A 15,159-nucleotide genomic window follows, 5' to 3' on the forward strand; every position below is an offset into this window, starting at 1 on the left:
TGAATGCGACGGAGCCTAGAACAGCACAACAGAAGCCGACAAGTTGCCGCGAACGGCAAAGAATTCGAATCAGGCCGAATTTGAGCAAGCAACCCCTGAGGGGAATGAGTACGAATACTCACCGACCTCAGGGACATCCCTGACACCGACCTGGCCGAATCCCGCTCCCAGCGCTGGAACACCGGCGACGGCCGCGTTACCCCCTAGGGGACCCTGGTCTTTCCTTCTCGCTGCCGGTGAGGATGCGCAGGGCTTCCAGGGCGGCGGCGCGGCGTGCCGGAGAACGCGTGAAGACCACCGCCAGGGTGAGCACCGTGATCGGCACCAGCAGCAGCGCGGTGACGATCATGACCAGTGCTCCTGCACGTACCGGAATTGCCTGGGAAGGTGCAGACGGAGGTACCTGTGCGGCACGCCCAACCCGTGCGCGATCCGAATGAGCAGATCGTCCGACATGACCCGGCGTCCCTTGAGAATCTCACTGACCTCCGACTGCGAGCATCCCGTGAGGCGCGCCATCGTGCGATGGGGAACCCCTTGGCGCCGCAGGATCCGGAACACCAGGGAGATGTTGCAGGCAGTGAGGGCATTGCGCATCTCTGACTGCTCCCACAGCTCTGCGGGCAGTTCGTGCGGCGGCACTTCGTGCGCGATCTCCACCCACGCCCAACCGGGGTCCTCCCAGCCCTGCGCGAGGTGCAGCGCGTGCGTGTCGCCGCTGACCTCGGCGCGGACCACCACCAGGCCGGGGATCGCCGCGACGGAGCGCTGGAGGACCTCGGCGATGTCCGCCGCGCTCGCGCCGCCCTTCCACCGCAACCGGAACAGGTCGTCGGCCAGCGCACTGTCCACAATGGAGGATTCGCGCCACAGCAGCGCCCGCCGCAGCAGACCGCTCAGCACGTGGTCGAAGTCCGGAACCGGCGTGCTCGCCAGCCCGATCTCGGCTTCGTGCAGGGTAGTGGCGGCGCGCCAGGCGAGACGGCTCGGATCGGCGCTCCGCGAGACCAGTGCCGCCGCCATGCCGGTCCACCGCTCGCGCGTCACTCCGCCCAGCGTCACCTCAGCGCGCGGTCGGCCGTCGGGGCCGAGCCAGTGCAGGTCGAGCCGATCCCGCCCTGGGCGCGGACGCAGCCCGGGCAAGCCGTTCACCGTGTTCCGAGGAGTCGTCCTCGGGAGCAGATCGGCGAGCAGGCCAGGGATCGCGTGTTGGGCGACCTGGAGGCGCACGCGGTCGGGAGCGACCCGGACCTGGCGCACGACCGGCTCGCACGATCGCGCGCTCAGCCGGTGGATCGCGCTCAGCAGAGCCCCTTCGAGCGCGGCCTGATCCGGCGAGGAGGCGCACGGGATCAACGGTTGGCCGGCGTCGCGCGCCGTCCGCACGTGATGGGGCGTCTCGCCCGTGCACCGGGTGCGCAGCAGGAGACGGTCGGACAACGAGGGCTCCGTCCACGGGCGCGTCCCGGCCCACGCCCAGGGTCCTCGACGTCATCGAGCTGGGCACGTGTGATTGAAACGGTGCGCCCCCCATGGGGCACTTGAGAGCACGGATTCCGCCGGGATCGTGGAACAGCTCCTGGGCGGCCGTTGTCCGCCCAGGATCACCCTACCCCAGCCGTCGGCCAGGGCCTGTCCTGCAAGTGGTTGCGCGGTGAATCCCGGCCACGGTGCCACCGGGGGTTGGGGTGTCTTCAACACCAGCAAACCCCGCTGCTGATCATAGCTAACCACCCCAAACCTGCTGCCTTGCGGGGGTTTGCTGTCGTTGAAGACGGCTGGGGCGGGGGTTGGGTGGTCTTCAAGACCAGCAAACCCCGCTGCTGATCATCGTTAACCGCCGCAAACCCTGCTGCCTTGCAGGGGTTTGCTGTCGTTGAAGACGGCTGGGGCGGGGGTTGGGTGGTCTTGAAGACCGGCAAACCCGATGACGTGCAGGACAGGGCCTAGCCCAGCGCGTTGCGGGAGTCCCACAACTCGTTCATGTCGCGACCGGCTCGGTCGACGGCATCGGCCCAGGGACGCGCGGGCACGCGGACGACCTCGCAGTGCACGTGGTTCCTGCGGTGCTCGGCTCCCCTGCGCAGCAGTTCTTCCTGCACCAGCATCGAGGTCCGCGTCCGGAGGTCCTGCGAGCCGAGGTTGACGTGGACCTGTTCCTCGGTCTCGGTGAGGACCACGGCGAAGTCCCACGCGAGGCCGGGCAGGGCGTGCCGGCCGGTGACGACGGTGTGCGGGAATTCGTAGTGGCCGTCCAGGCGCAGGCGGGGCTGCTTCACCATCACGGCTCGCACAGCCGGTTCCAGGACTTCGGCCGCGCGCAGCCTCGCCGCAGCCAGCTCTTCGGCTGTGCCGTGCCGCTCGACGTCCTCCTGGAACAACTCCGGATGCCGCGAGGGATCGCTCATCGCCCGAACCGCCTCCAGCACGTCGCTGGTGTCGACGACGTGCCCGTTGTACTTCGCGGCGAGCGCGTAGGCGAACCTGGTCCGGCCCGTGCCAGAAGCACCGCACACCACGGTCATCGGCCACGATCCCGGGAAGACCTTCACGGCGTGTGCTCCTCGGGTAGCGCGAAGGGGTCCTCCGGCTGGAAGCACCCGTAGTCCTGCAACGGCTGCGGTTCGGTGAGCACGACCGCGTGGAGTGAGCCCGCGGGTGAGAGGCCGTCGGGACGGTCGGTGACCCGCACGCCCGGCAGCGCCCCGGAACGGCCCAGTTCCGACGGCTGCCCGGGAAGCGGCCAGATCCCGGCGTCACCGGTTCCGGCGAACTGCTGCCCGGCGTGGTCGAGCAACGTGAACACGGCGTCGTACGCGTCGGCGACCGCGTCGACGACCTCGGTCTCCGCGACGCCGGGGTTGAGCTGGCGGTAGGCCTCGCGCGCGGCGGCCATGAACCGCTCGGCGTCGACGATCACCAGATCGCGCCGAACGCGCACGCTGATCGTCATTCCGTCCACGGGCTCGTTCATCCGCACAGCATCCCCCACGCCCTCACCCCGCCGGGTGCTTTGCCGAGAACGGGGGACGCGCTGAAGGACGCGGTCGCGGGAACTGCGCCGTGAGCAGGGGGTTTGCCGGGGGCGGCGGAGGCGGTGGGCTCGCACTGTCAGGTGGCTGCGTTACGGTGCAGGTGTCCGCTGATCTCCGCACTACTGAAGGGCGCGATGACCGAGACCACGGCATCGACCACTCCGCGCACCGACACTGCTCCGCGCCGCCACGAGCTGCTCGCGGGTAGTGGCGAGGCCGTCGTTCTCTGTGACCGGCACGGAACGGTGCTCGCCGTGGACGGGCGAGTCGAGCTGCTCCCCGACACCGGCCCGGGAGCGATGATCGGCGCGCGACCGGACACCGGCACGTTGCGCTGGCGCAGGCACGACCTGCCTGACGGCCGCCACCTCTGGTACGTGCGCGATGTGGCCGAGGAGACCGAGCGCACCGACGCGCTGCTGGCCGAACGCGCGCGCTCCGGCTTCCTCGCCTCCGCGAGCCGCAGGCTGGGCCTGTCGCTGCACCCCGCGCGGACGGCGCGCGCGGTGGTGGACCTCGCCGTGCCGAAGCTGGGCGACACCGCGATGGTGCTGGCGCCGCCGAGCGCGGGCCGCGTGTCGTGGTGGCGCTCCGACGCGTCGGGTTGGGTGCAGCAGACCCGCCTGCCGGAGCCGGTGGTCGACGCGATGGCCGGGCTGCGCACGCACTGCTCGCCCTGGGTGGTCGAGGAGCTGACCGAGGCCGGTTGGTTGTGGCCCGCCGAGCAGCGGCCGGTGAGCGCGCTGGTGATTTCCTTGCCGGGCAACGGAAATCCGGCCGGAGTGCTGGTGCTGACGCGCTCGGCGGAGTTCACCGACGAGGATCTGGCGCTGATCGAGGAGTTCTGCTCGCGCGCGGGCATCGCGCTCGCCGGGGCCGCGCTGTACGCCGACCAGGTGCGCACCGCTTCGACGCTGCAACGCAGCCTGCTCCCGGCTCCGCTGCCGTACGTCGAGGGCATGTCCTTCGGCGCGGCGTACCGGGCTTCGCGTGAGGCGCTGCGCATCGGCGGCGACTTCTACGAGGTCCTGCCGCTCTCCGACGGCACCGCGTTGTTCGCGCTCGGCGACGTGTGCGGCAAGGGCGTCGAGGCCGCCGTGCTGACCGGCGAGGTGCGGCAGTCGCTGCGCGCGCTGTCGCGGCTGGAGCGCGATCCGCTGCGGCTGCTGGCTCTGATCAACGAGACGATGCTGGACGGCAAAGCGATGCCGGACCGGCGTTTCGTCACCATGGTGCTCGGCCACGCGGCCCCGGCGGCCGATGGCGGGCTGGAGCTGACGCTGGCCGTCGGCGGGCACTTGCCGCCGTTGCTGCTCAGGGGCGACGCCAGCGTCGAGCCGGTCGACCTGCGCGGCACGCTGATCGGTGTCTTCCCCGACGCGCGCTTCGCCGGAGGTGTGGTGCGCCTGAACCCTGGTGAGACCTGCGTGCTGTACAGCGACGGCGTCACCGAGGCCAAGGGCAGCAGGGGGATGTTCGGTGAGCGGCGGTTGGCCGACGCGCTGACCGGGTGCGCGGTCATGCCCGCGGGCGCGGTCGCCGAACGCGTGGAACTGCTGACGACGGAGTGGCTCGGCGGCCGCGACCACGACGACATCGCGGTGCTCGCCCTGCGCGCGGACCCCACGTGCTGACAGCCGAACGCGACAAGCTCTTCGCGCTGCTGGGCAACGCCGACGAACGGGGTGCGACGGCATTCGTGCTCGACCTGTTCGAGGACGGCACGCCGCCGGAGGACCTGCTGCTGGACCTCGTGGCGCCCGTGCAGGTCAAGGTCGGCGACTTCTGGGCGACCAACCGCTGGTCGGTCGCCCAAGAGCACGCGGCGACGCACATCAGCGAGCGCGTCGTGGCCGCGCTGAGCGCGCGCACACCGGTCTCGCCAACTCGCGGTCACGTCGTTGTGTCCTGTATGGACGGTGAGTGGCACGCGCTCGCCGCACGGCTGGTCGCGGAGGTGCTGCGGCTGCGCGGCTGGCGCACCACGTTCCTCGGTGCCAGTGTGCCCGCCGCGCACCTGGTGTCCTACCTGCACCAGGAAGGTCCCGACGCGGTCGCGTTGAGCTGCGCGCTCCCGGTGCGGCTCCCCCACGCCCACCGCATGGTCGAAACCTGCCAGCGCACCGGCGTTCCGGTGCTCGTCGGCGGGTCTGGGTTCGGGCCGGGCGGGCGTTGGGCGCGCGTGCTCGGCGCGGCGGGCTGGGCCCCTGGAGCCCGCGAGGCGGCGGAGCTGCTGGAGCGGCGGTGGCCGCCAGAGGAACCCCCGCGCGCTCAGCTGGACCACCTCGTCGACGACGAGTACCCGACGCTGGTGAAGCGGCGCGAGGAGCTGATCGAGATCGCGCTCGCCGCGCTGCGCGAGGAGTTCCCCGCCATGGCCAACTACGCGGAGCGCCAGGTGGAGGCCACGATCGAGGACCTGGGCCACCTGGCCGACTTCCTCGCCGCCGCGGTCTACGTGCAGGACTCGCTGCTGTTCACCGACTTCCTCGCGTGGATGACCGCGATCCTGGACGCGCGGCACATGCCACCGACGTCGTTGATCGTCCCGATGCGCGCCTACTGGCAGGCGCTCTACGACTTCCCGAGGGCGCGCGGACACCTCGAAGCCGGACTGAGCCTCGCCCAGTCCTAAGTGGACTGTTCAGCGCCGACAGGTGTCGCAGTGCGAGTGCGAGCGGACCGCGAACGGGAACGCGGCGCGGTCGCTGTTGGCCTTCAAGAAGAACGACCGCCCGGCCTGACCGCACGGCTTGTCGCTGAGCGTCAGGTCGACGGTGGAGTAGTTGGCGCCGGACCTCGTGTCGTACCACAGGTCCGCACACCAGTTCCCACCACCGATGTTGTTGTGGCCGAACATGGTTCCGGTGAAGTTCTGGTTCTCCCACAGGCAGAACCTGTAGTTGCACGGCGCGGGGGTAGCGGAGGCCGTGGCAGTACCTGCGGTGGCCATCAGCGCGGTGGCAACAAGAACGCGGGCGATCTTCATGGAGTGCGGCTCCTCGGTCGGAACTGGAACCCGGTCGAAGGTAGAAGTGCCCGCGCACCACGGCATCGGTGTTCCGGTGGACAGGGTGTTCCACCGGCCGGTTGACGATTTTCGTTGCGCGGGGACTACTACGCTGACGCACCGTGAGCTACGAGGCGGAGGCGCACGCGTTCCTGAAGGCTGAGACCGGCTGGGACGACGGCGCGGTCGACACCCTCCTGACGCTGCTGCGCGACGAGGGCATGGGCGACTACTACCTGGCGGAGTCCGGCAGCCGGTACGGCCGCGAGCGCGAGCAGGTGCGGAGGCGCCTGCCGGGGTTGGCGCACATCGGCACGGTCAGCGGCGAGGACCCGGCGGAGCTCTGGAAGGAGATCCGCCGGGCCTCCTCGGCGTACAAGGACGCCAGGGACCAGAGCTACGCGAGCTACAAGAGCGGCTACGGCGATCGCGCCGAGGACGAGCGGCTCATCAAGGAAGCCGCGGCCGAGCTGGCCGAGCTGTGGCGTCGCCTCTCCGCCGCGTCAGCCGACCCGTGGTGCAAGCTCGCCGCGCACCACACCGCGACGCGCTTCTCTCGCGCGTGATCGGTGTCAGCGGAAAGTGCAGGCGGGCGGCCACGAACGAGCGGTGGCACGCCGCAGAAGATTGCTCGACACAGCTCAGTGGTCGGCGCCAGCTCCTCCACGTGCCGGTAGTCGATGTCCGCGTCGCCCACGAGCAGTCGGCGCCTCGCTACGCCTGGAACACGGGCTGGTCGACCACCCACAACCACGACCCGTCGGGCTGACGGCGGGCGATCTCCACGGTCACCTCGCCGTTGTCCAGGGTGCACGCGGTGAGCGCGAGGTCGCCGCTCACCAGCGCCGGGTGCTGCCTGCCCGGCGAGAGCACCGGTGCGGCGGCGACGAACTGCTTGTACACATCACGGATTTCGGTGTGCCCGGTGGCGATGCTGCCGGGCGGGAACGCGAGCACGGCGCCCGGCTCGTACAACGCCACCAGGCCGTCGACGTCGCCCGCGTTGCCGCGCTCGATGAAGAACCTGCCGAGGTCGTTCGGCTCAGTGGCCGCTTCCTTGCTTGTCATGGGGAGAAGCCTGCCGACCCAATCACGACATCCTGTGTCGTGTATTCCCGTAGAGTTTCGGCGTGCGTGCCGACCGGTTGGTCTCGCTGGTGCTGTTGCTGCGCCGGCACGGTCGGCTGTCCGCGACCGCGTTGGCCCGCGAGCTGGAGGTCTCCACGCGGACCGTGCTGCGCGACATCGACGCGCTCTCCGCCGCCGGTGTCCCGGTCTACGCCGAGCGCGGGCGGCACGGGGGTTTCGCGCTGCTGCCCGGTTTCCAGACGGAGCTGACCGGGCTCAACCATGACGAGGCGCTCGCTCTGCTGGTCGCCGGATCGCGGCGTGGCGCGCAGGTGTTCGGCCTCGGCTCAGCGCTCGCGTCGGCCATGCTCAAGGTCGTCGACGCGCTGCCGGAGAGCTACCGCGCGACAGCTGCCGGAGCCGCCGAGCGCCTGCTCATCGAGCCCGAGACCGACCTCCTCTCGCGCCGCGTGGTCGCCGAGGAGGTGCCTGACGCCGTGGTGGCCGAGATCCGGCGCGCGGTGTTCGCCGGGCGCAAGCTGCGCATCCACTACGCCGCCGCGAACCAGGCCGCGAAGTGGCGCACGGTGGACCCGATCGGCCTGGTCACCGTGCGCGGTCAGGGCTACCTGCTGGCCACGCGGGAGGGCGAGGACCGCACCTACCGCCTGTCCCGCGTCCGCGTCGCCGAAGAGCTGGCCGAACCCGCGCAGCGACCGGACCGCGTCGACCTCGGCCGGGCTTGGCAGGAGCGCAGCACGCGCTTCCGGACCGGCGGCGACCAGGTCACCGTGCTGGCGCGGGTGCACCCCAAGCGGCGCGAGGACCTCGTGGACACCGCGCTGGCCGTGCTCGCCGAGTCGACCGACGCCGACGGTTGGCTTCGCGTCGAAGCGACCTTCCAGGACACCCGGCACGCAGCGTGGGCGATGTGGCAGCTCGCCGCGAGCGCGGAAGCCCTTGAGCCGCAATGGTTGCGCTCCGCGTTGCATGAGCGGGCCACCACCATCGCCAAGCACTACGCGGAGTCAGGAGGATAGGCCCGCCTCGTGCGCCAGAACGGCGGCCTGGACGCGGTTCGCACAGTCGAGCTTGCCGAGGAGCCTGCTCATGTACATCTTCACCGTCGCCTCGCTCATGTGCAGGCGGGCGGCGATGTCCGCATTGGACAGTCCTTGGGCCAGCAGCACCAACACTTCCCGCTCGCGCTCGTTCAGCTCGTCCACCAGCCGCCGCGCCCGCGCCGACCGCGCGCCCTCCCCGCGACCGCCGACCCGGTTCATCACCCACGTCGTGACCGACGGGGACAGGTAGGACTCCCCCGCCGCGACCACGCGAACCGCGCGGATCAGCTCCTCGGGCGCGAAGTCCTTGAGCAGGAAGCCCGAAACGCCGCCGTCGAGCGCCCGCGCGATGTACTCGGGCTCGCCGAAGGTCGTCAGGATGATCACCTTGGTCCGCACGCCGATCCGGCGCAGCTCCTCCACCGCGGCCAGCCCGTCCATCCCCGCCATGCGGATGTCCAGCAGCAGCACCTCCGCCGAGCGCGAGCGCACCTCGGCGACGGCGGAGCGGCCGTCGGTGGCCTCGGCGACCACCTCGACGTCCTCCGCCGAGGAGAGCACGAGCCTGATGCCCGCGCGCACCAGCGGCTCGTCGTCGGCGACGATCACCCGAATCACGTTGTGCCTTCCCAGATCAGAACGAGTCCTTGACGACGAACCGCCGCTTCTCGTGCAGCACGCCGTCACGGAAGCAGAACCGGTAGTAGGTGGTCGTGCTGCCGTCCAGCTTCGCCGTGCTGGCCAGGTGGTAGTCGCAACGCGCGTTCACCGGCTCGGGTTCGACGCTGCCGGCGAACACCTTCTGCACGGTGGAGAGGACCGGGGGCAGGGCCGCGACCACATCGTGCTCGGACTGGCCCACTCGGGCGGCCTCGTACTCCGCCTCGCTGATCGAGAGCTTCAGATGGGCAGAGAACAGGTAGATGGAAACGAACACCGCGACGAGCCCGACGACCACGACACCGACGAGCGCCGAGCCCAAGAGCACGGGTCGGTCGCGCAGCCGACGCATGACCGTGCCGGTCTCGTTCAGCGCCAACGGGTTCTCCGGCACGTAGCCGTCGAGCTCGTCGGCGGGCTCCGGCGACGGCGTCGCGTCGTAGGGCAGCACGCCCGCGAGCCTGAAACCGCCGTCGGGGGTCGGCGCCGCGTGCAGGACACCACCGGCCAAGCGCGCTCGCTCGCGCAGTCCGCTCAAGCCGCGCCCACCACCGAGATCCTTGTGCGGCAAGGCTGTTGCCACGCCGTTGACCACCTCAACGATCACGCCGTCCGGCTCGTAGTTCACCCGCACCGCCACCGGCGCACCCGGCGCGTGCCGCGCGACGTTGGTCAGTCCTTCTTGGACGATCCGGTGGATCGCGCTCTCCGTGGCGCGCGGCAGTGCGATCGCCGTGCCGTTCTCCGCGTAGTCGACGGCGGTTCCGGTGGCGCGCGCGGAGTTCAGCAAGACCGGCAGCCGGTCCAGCGGGCTGCCGTGCGGTGGCGCGTCCTGGCCGGCCTCGCGGCCGAGCACGCCGACGATCTCGCGCAGCTCCACCATCGCGCGGCGCGCCGCCTCGTGCAGCTCCGAGGCGGTCCGCGCCTGCTCCGGCTCGGCCGCGGTCACCTTCAACCCGCCCGCCTGCAAGGAGATCAGGGTGAGCTGGTGTCCGAGGCTGTCGTGCATGTCCATCGCGATCCTGGCCCGCTCGCGGGTCCTGGCCTCCGAGACAAGCGAACGGCGCTCGCGTTCCAGGTGGAACGCGCGCTCCCGCAGCACTTCCAACAGCGTCCTGCGCCGCGCGACGGCGTAGCCGAGGATCGCGGGCAGCGACGCGGTGATCAGCGCCGCGCCGCCGCCGATCACCGCCACCTGGTGGTCGCTGGCGGTAACACCGACGAGCACCTTCGCCAGCACGCCGGAAGCGACGGCGCCGAGCACGGACGCGCCGAGCCACACCGGCTGGCTGAGGCGTCGTCCCGCGCTGAAGGCGAGAACGACCATGAACACGCCGGACATGACGCCGCTGGCCGCGAACGCGAACGCGGGCCAACGCCTGCGGGCGAGCAGGCAGGACACGCCGAGCGCGAGGCCCCCGATCGGACCGAGCGGGCCGGGCTGCGAGAGCGGGAACACCACCGCGGGGAGCGTGATGAGGTAGATCACCGTCTCCCGCAGCGCGTTCTTCCACCCCGGCGGGCCGAAGAGCCACCTCACCCGTGAACCGTCCACTGTGGAGAGCACCGGCCGAGCATAGGGGAGTTCGCGGCGCCGGGCGCTCACGCGGTCCCCACTTCGGCTACGTAGAGGGCTTCCCGATGCGACACGACCAGTTCCGCCACGGCGCCGTCCAACTGCGCCCGACCGTCGCGCAGCAGCACGACATCATCGGCGAACGCCCCGAGCACCCGCAGGTCGCACCCGGTGACGAGCACCGCCGCCCCCTCGCGGGCGCGCTGGCTCAGCAGGGAGTGGGCCAACCGCTGCGTCGCCAGATCAGCGCGGTCGAACGACTCGTCGAGCACCACGATCGGCCGATTTCCCAGTAGCGCCAAGCCAAGTGCGAGCCGCTGTCGCATTCCGGGCGTGTACGTCTCGATCCGGTTCGCGGCGACCCCGGCCAGCTCCACGCGCTCCAACGCCGCGTCCGCGACCGCGCTGGGCAGGCCGAGCAGGTCCGTGACCTCGCGCGCGGTCGTCCTTCCCGTTGAACGCGAAGACAGCTCAGACGCACCGCCGACGACCCGGCCCACGTGGTCGTACTCGCGCACATCGTTGCCCAGCAAGGAGATCTTCCCGGACTGCGGCGTGATCAAGCCGAGGACGCAGCGCGCGAGCGTGGTCTTGCCCGCGCCGGGCGCTCCGATCAGCGCCGTGACGCGGCCCGGAACGGCGGTCAGGGTCAGGCGGTCGAGGGCGGTTCGGTTGCCGTGGCGGACGGTGAGGTTCTCGACGTGAAGCATGGCGTCGACGCTACGAACCACCCGTCCGGAGATCACTACCCGAACGTCGAGTCCCCCACTGTCGAAAGTCTGCTCCCCTCACCCCAGGCGACGCCCACCGCGGTGGGAGGTGACAAGCAGGGGAAGGGTTACTTCTCGTACTCGGGGACGACCTTGGGGGGCCAGCAGCCGGTGCTGAGGATGCCCAGCGCGTAGGCCTTGGACACCAGGGCCGGTCGGTTGGTGACCTTGAGCTTCCGGAACATCGTGCTGACGTGGTACTCCACGCCCTGCCTGCTCAGGTACAGCCGCGAGGCCATCTGCACGGTGGAGGTGCCCGCGGCGACACCTTCGAGGATGCGGGCGTCGATGTCGGAGAGCATCTTGCCGGGGTCCACGCGCGGGCGGGCGGCTCGTTCGTCGCGCTCGGCCTTCACCAGCACCATCACCGCGCCGACCGTCCCGTCGGCCTTCGTGGCGGCGATGCCGGTCAGCTCGCCGGAGAACACGGTGCCGTCGGGGCGGGTGCCGAGCATGCGCTCGCCGAAGCTGGCCCTGCGGCCGTCGAGCAGGCAGCCCAGCTGCTGGCGCAGTCTCGGCTCGACGCTGGGGTGCAGGAAGTCCTGGAACAGCCGGCCGCGCACGGAGGAGGACTGGCGGCCGAACTCGCGGAAGAAGTCGGAGTTGGCGTCGCGGACCCGCAGCTGGGGGTCGAGGTTGGCCATGCAGATGCCGGAGCGCTCGAACAGCGGCTTGTAGAGGTCGACAGGTCGTTCCGCCGAGACGGCGGGCAGCGGCCCACGCCCCCCAAGGACTCCCTCGTCAAGAAGGACAGTCATCAGAATCACCCCGTTGCTCCGATTGCCGGGCAGGCCATTTTCTCAAATGGAATTGCAGCGGCGGCTACACAAGAAGAACCATATGGAGCACAAAAAGAGAGCGGCAACGGCTGTGCAAGTCCTTCGCTTAACACCGTGGTCGGCACGGCCGCGGGTTCGGTTCGGTCGTCCCGAGGGGCGGGCGTTCGGTACGGTCACCGAACCATCCGCCCAACCCCCACCTTTTCGCCATTTTCCCAGCTCAAGGGCACTATACGAATGTATGTAATCCTCACGTACGACCCCCGATCATACTTGAGAGCTACAACCGGTCGCGCGGGTTGCGGGCAGCGGAGAACTACAACCACGTGAATTCGAGTTGACGTGCGAGTCGCTATCCGGGGAGCCCGGAACGCAGTGCGGCCACCAAACCGGACCGTCCGCGCACGCAGAGTTTGCGGTAGATGTTGGTCAGGTGTTTCTCCACGGCGCGACCGCCGACACCCAACTCGTCGGCGATGTCCTTGTTGGTGCGCCCCTCCGCCGCCAGCTCCGCGACCAGCCGTTCGGTCTTGGTCAGCGCGGCGGGTCGTGCGCGCTGGGCAGGCGCGGAGCCGGGGTCGGCGGTCACCGAGGACAGCTCGTCCCACGCGCGCTCGGCGAGCCGCGTGGCGCCGCAGTCGTTGGCCAGCTCGCGACCTCGGGTCAGGTAGCCCGGAGCGCCGCTCTCCCCCGCCTCGCGCAGCTTCGCGCCGAGGTCCACCAACGCTTTCGCCAGCTCAAGTCTGTCCTCTGAGGACTCCAGCACCCGCACGGCCTCGCGCGCGATCCGGATTCCCTCGGCACCGGAGCGCAGCACGCCCCGCATGCGCGTCGTCCTGCCGGCTGCCGCAGGCGCTCCCCACGAGACCGCCAACGCGTGTTCGGCCTCGATCAGCTCGCGTGCGCGGTCGAGCTCGCCCGTGCGCCGGTACGCCTCCGCCGCCCAGCTGCGCCACGCGTGCAGCGCCGCGTTGGTCCAGCCCGCCTGGTCAAGGCAGCGGCCGAGGCTCAGGAAGTGGTCAACCGCAAGGGAGAAGTCGGCGCCGGCCATCGCTCGCGCGCCGAGCAGCATGTGCCGCACGGTCTCGCGGTGGAAGCCGAACCACCCGTCGCCGTTCTGCCCCTCGACCTCGACCAACAGCCACTCGGCCAACTCCAGGTCCTCGGTCTCCAACGCCACCAGCGACAGCACCATGACGGCGAGCGAGACCGCCTCGCCCCACTCCAGTTCCGCCAGCTCCAGCGCGGCCTTGGCCAGCGACCGCGCTTCGGTGAGATCCCCCGCGCGCAGCCGCACCACCGACTGCTCCGCCCTGATCCACGCGAGGCTGACCGTGGAGCCGCGCAGCCGCGCCTGCTCGTAGGCCGAGTCCAGCCACGAGCCCAGCGGCTTGGTCGCGTCGGCGCCCGCGAGGGTCACCGACAGCAGCGGCAGCGCGGTGTGCACGTGGGAGATCGTCGCGGGCTCGCACTCCAGGATGCGCGTGGCGGAGGCGGCCAGTGCGGCGGCGGTGCCCGTGGTCCTGACCGCCGCCGCGAACAGCAGCACGGCGGCCAGTTCCCGCTCGGCGCCGGTGTCCAGCGGAGGTCGAGGCCCGAGCTGCTCCAGCCGTTGCGCCGCGCTGATCAGGCCCTCGGGCGCGTGGAAACTGCTGTGGCGCAACCGGGCTTCCAGGCGCAGCGCGAGGTCTCGGCGCGGTCCGGTCAGCTCGTCGGGATCGCCGACCTCGTCCGCGACGCTGCGCATGAGCTCACCGATCGGCAGCGGAGCGGAGTCCAGCACCGACGGGGCCAAGCGCACCAGCGCTGCGGCGCGGTCCCACACCGACGGCAACAGGGGCACCGCCTGCGAGACGTGGCGCACGGCGGCGGCGGGGTCGAGCACGCGCTCCGCCATCGCTAGATCAACAAGAAGTGCCGCGCGATGAGCGTCGTCGGCGGGGTGGTCGATCAACGCGCGTTGCAGGTAGCGGGCCGCCACCTCCGGCGCACCGCGCTGCAACGCGGTCTGTGCAGCGGTGCGCAGCACCTCGGTGCCCCAGCTCTCCTGGCGCGCGGTCACCACCAGCAGGTGCGCGGCGACCTGCTCGGCCGCACGCCCCCTGGCGTGCAACAGTTCGGCCGCGCGCATGTGCAGCTTCTCGCGCTCCACAGTGGACAGTGATTCGCCGATGGCCTCCCGGACCACGGGATGCGCGAACGTGGGCTCGGGCCCAGCGGCGAACAGGCCCAGTGTCCCGGCGATGCGCGCGGCGTCGACACCGCCGACCCGGTCCAGCCCGGCCAACGCCGCGACCAGCTCGGGGTCGGCGTTCTCGCCGAGGGCGGCCATCGCGGTGAGGTAGTCGCGCACCGGCTCGGGCTGCGCGGTGAGGTAGGAGGTGAGCCGTTCGCGCAGCTTCGCGGGCCGCGTGGTCCTGGCGAACTCGGCCTCAGCCGCGATCGGCCGCCGTCGTTCGAACACCATGGTCACGAGCACCGACATCAGGAACATCGGGTTGCCGTCGCAGATCTCGTGGCAGGCGAGGACGAACTCGTCGTCACCGTGCTCGCCGAACTGCTCCAGCACGAGCTCGGCGGTGCCAACGGGGCTCAGCGGCCGGGGGCGCAGCACGCGCGCGGCGGAGGTGGCGAGCTCGCGGAGAAGCGCTTGCCCGGCAAGCGGATCGCCCTCGCGCACGGCCCCGACGATCGTGACCGGCAGCCCGTTGAGCCGCTTGGCGACGTAGGCCAGCCAGCGCAGCGACGGCAGGTCCACCCAGTGCAGGTCGTCCACCAGCACCAGCAGCGAACGATCCGCGCTGATCGCGGTGACCAGCGTTTCGAGATCGCGCAGCACCGCTGCCACCGCCGCAGGGGTCACGTTCGCGCAGTCGCCCTCGCCGACGATGACGCTCTCCGCCCTGCCGGAGGTCGCGCCCAGCCACCGCTCGCGCTCAACGTCGGAGGCCGAGGCCAGCACCGGATCGAGCAGTTGGCGCACCACACCGAACGCGAAGTGCCGCTCCAGCAAGGAACCGCTGGCCCGCAGGACCGTGGTGCCCTCGCCGACGAGGTCGGGGAGCGAGCGCAGCAACTGGGTCTTGCCGATGCCGATCGGGCCACTGACCACCAACAGCGAACCGGCACCCGTCCTGGCGCGGCGCAGCGCACCGGCGACGGTGCTGACCTCGTTCTGCCGCTCCAGCAACACGTTC

At 70.7% G+C, this 15,159-nt stretch carries 15 protein-coding genes; 4 read left to right on the top strand and 11 right to left on the bottom strand.

Annotated elements, in window-relative coordinates; genetic code table 11:
- Window positions 1-196 precede the first annotated feature (196 nt).
- The 4 genes from ABD798_RS18670 to ABD798_RS18685 form a co-directional block, all read right to left on the bottom strand.
- Window positions 197-349: a hypothetical protein gene (locus ABD798_RS18670; RefSeq protein ID WP_344876484.1), complete on the bottom strand. Its 153-nt coding sequence runs from the start codon at window positions 347-349 to the stop codon at window positions 197-199.
- Entirely contained in the window at window positions 346-1,440 is a 1,095-nt protein-coding gene (locus ABD798_RS18675; protein ID WP_344876486.1) for a helix-turn-helix domain-containing protein, read from the bottom strand. Before ABD798_RS18675 ends, ABD798_RS18670 begins: the two co-directional genes overlap by 4 nt.
- 506 nt (window positions 1,441-1,946) lie before the next feature.
- The gene (locus ABD798_RS18680; protein ID WP_344876488.1) at window positions 1,947-2,552 is read right to left on the bottom strand and encodes a hypothetical protein; all 606 of its coding nucleotides are present in this window, start codon (window positions 2,550-2,552) and stop codon (window positions 1,947-1,949) included.
- Window positions 2,549-2,974, bottom strand: a complete 426-nt coding sequence (locus ABD798_RS18685; protein ID WP_344876490.1) for a hypothetical protein — start codon at window positions 2,972-2,974, stop codon at window positions 2,549-2,551. Before ABD798_RS18685 ends, ABD798_RS18680 begins: the two co-directional genes overlap by 4 nt.
- A gap of 195 nt (window positions 2,975-3,169) precedes the next feature.
- Between ABD798_RS18685 and ABD798_RS18690 the strand changes: the two genes are divergently transcribed.
- Both ABD798_RS18690 and ABD798_RS18695 read left to right on the top strand, forming a co-directional pair.
- A complete protein-coding gene (locus tag ABD798_RS18690) occupies window positions 3,170-4,669 on the top strand; it encodes a PP2C family protein-serine/threonine phosphatase (protein WP_344876492.1) in 1,500 nt (499 codons plus the stop codon).
- Complete coding sequence (locus ABD798_RS18695) at window positions 4,663-5,670, top strand: cobalamin B12-binding domain-containing protein (RefSeq protein WP_344876494.1); 1,008 nt, start codon at window positions 4,663-4,665, stop codon at window positions 5,668-5,670. Before ABD798_RS18690 ends, ABD798_RS18695 begins: the two co-directional genes overlap by 7 nt.
- 9 nt (window positions 5,671-5,679) lie before the next feature.
- Here the strand turns inward: ABD798_RS18695 and ABD798_RS18700 are convergent, their stop codons facing one another.
- The gene (locus ABD798_RS18700; protein WP_344876497.1) at window positions 5,680-6,024 is read right to left on the bottom strand and encodes a hypothetical protein; all 345 of its coding nucleotides are present in this window, start codon (window positions 6,022-6,024) and stop codon (window positions 5,680-5,682) included.
- Window positions 6,025-6,167: 143 nt separating this feature from the next.
- On the opposite strand from ABD798_RS18700, the gene ABD798_RS18705 reads away from it, so the two are divergent.
- Entirely contained in the window at window positions 6,168-6,611 is a 444-nt protein-coding gene (locus ABD798_RS18705; protein WP_344876499.1) for a hypothetical protein, read from the top strand.
- 148 nt (window positions 6,612-6,759) lie between these two features.
- On the opposite strand, the gene ABD798_RS18710 is transcribed toward ABD798_RS18705, so the two are convergent.
- Window positions 6,760-7,113, bottom strand: a complete 354-nt coding sequence (locus ABD798_RS18710) for a YybH family protein (protein ID WP_344876501.1) — start codon at window positions 7,111-7,113, stop codon at window positions 6,760-6,762.
- Window positions 7,114-7,175: 62 nt separating this feature from the next.
- On the opposite strand from ABD798_RS18710, the gene ABD798_RS18715 reads away from it, so the two are divergent.
- Window positions 7,176-8,153 (top strand): helix-turn-helix transcriptional regulator, encoded by a 978-nt coding sequence (locus ABD798_RS18715; RefSeq protein ID WP_344876503.1) that lies wholly within the window; start codon window positions 7,176-7,178, stop codon window positions 8,151-8,153.
- Here the strand turns inward: ABD798_RS18715 and ABD798_RS18720 are convergent.
- The 5 genes from ABD798_RS18720 to ABD798_RS18740 all read right to left on the bottom strand — a co-directional run bounded on the left by ABD798_RS18720 (window position 8,142) and on the right by ABD798_RS18740 (window position 15,155).
- The gene (locus tag ABD798_RS18720) at window positions 8,142-8,795 is read right to left on the bottom strand and encodes a response regulator (RefSeq protein WP_344876505.1); all 654 of its coding nucleotides are present in this window, start codon (window positions 8,793-8,795) and stop codon (window positions 8,142-8,144) included. The genes ABD798_RS18715 and ABD798_RS18720 overlap by 12 nt on opposite strands.
- 16 nt (window positions 8,796-8,811) lie before the next feature.
- Window positions 8,812-10,404, bottom strand: coding sequence for a sensor histidine kinase (locus ABD798_RS18725; RefSeq protein WP_344876507.1), 1,593 nt, complete (start codon window positions 10,402-10,404; stop codon window positions 8,812-8,814).
- Between the two features lie 35 nt (window positions 10,405-10,439).
- Complete coding sequence (locus tag ABD798_RS18730) at window positions 10,440-11,123, bottom strand: ATP-binding cassette domain-containing protein (RefSeq protein WP_344876509.1); 684 nt, start codon at window positions 11,121-11,123, stop codon at window positions 10,440-10,442.
- Window positions 11,124-11,251: 128 nt separating this feature from the next.
- Window positions 11,252-11,941, bottom strand: a complete 690-nt coding sequence (locus ABD798_RS18735; protein WP_344876511.1) for a helix-turn-helix transcriptional regulator — start codon at window positions 11,939-11,941, stop codon at window positions 11,252-11,254.
- Window positions 11,942-12,314: 373 nt separating this feature from the next.
- The gene (locus tag ABD798_RS18740) at window positions 12,315-15,155 is read right to left on the bottom strand and encodes a helix-turn-helix transcriptional regulator (RefSeq protein WP_344876513.1); all 2,841 of its coding nucleotides are present in this window, start codon (window positions 15,153-15,155) and stop codon (window positions 12,315-12,317) included.
- Window positions 15,156-15,159: the final 4 nt, after the last annotated feature.

The sequence above is a fragment of the Allokutzneria multivorans genome, assembly GCF_039537405.1.
Taxonomy (GTDB): Bacteria; Actinomycetota; Actinomycetes; order Mycobacteriales; family Pseudonocardiaceae; genus Allokutzneria; species Allokutzneria multivorans.

What these genes read in the sequence shown, in the direction of transcription:
- ABD798_RS18690 (WP_344876492.1), top strand. Translation starts at nt 3,170, where the DNA reads ATGACCGAGACCACGGCATCGACCACTCCGCGCACCGACACTGCTCCG.
- ABD798_RS18710 (WP_344876501.1), bottom strand. Translation starts at nt 7,113, where the DNA reads ATGACAAGCAAGGAAGCGGCCACTGAGCCGAACGACCTCGGCAGGTTC.
- ABD798_RS18730 (WP_344876509.1), bottom strand. Translation starts at nt 11,123, where the DNA reads ATGCTTCACGTCGAGAACCTCACCGTCCGCCACGGCAACCGAACCGCC.
- ABD798_RS18735 (WP_344876511.1), bottom strand. Translation starts at nt 11,941, where the DNA reads ATGACTGTCCTTCTTGACGAGGGAGTCCTTGGGGGGCGTGGGCCGCTG.
- ABD798_RS18670 (WP_344876484.1), bottom strand. Translation starts at nt 349, where the DNA reads ATGATCGTCACCGCGCTGCTGCTGGTGCCGATCACGGTGCTCACCCTG.
- ABD798_RS18700 (WP_344876497.1), bottom strand. Translation starts at nt 6,024, where the DNA reads ATGAAGATCGCCCGCGTTCTTGTTGCCACCGCGCTGATGGCCACCGCA.
- ABD798_RS18685 (WP_344876490.1), bottom strand. Translation starts at nt 2,974, where the DNA reads ATGAACGAGCCCGTGGACGGAATGACGATCAGCGTGCGCGTTCGGCGC.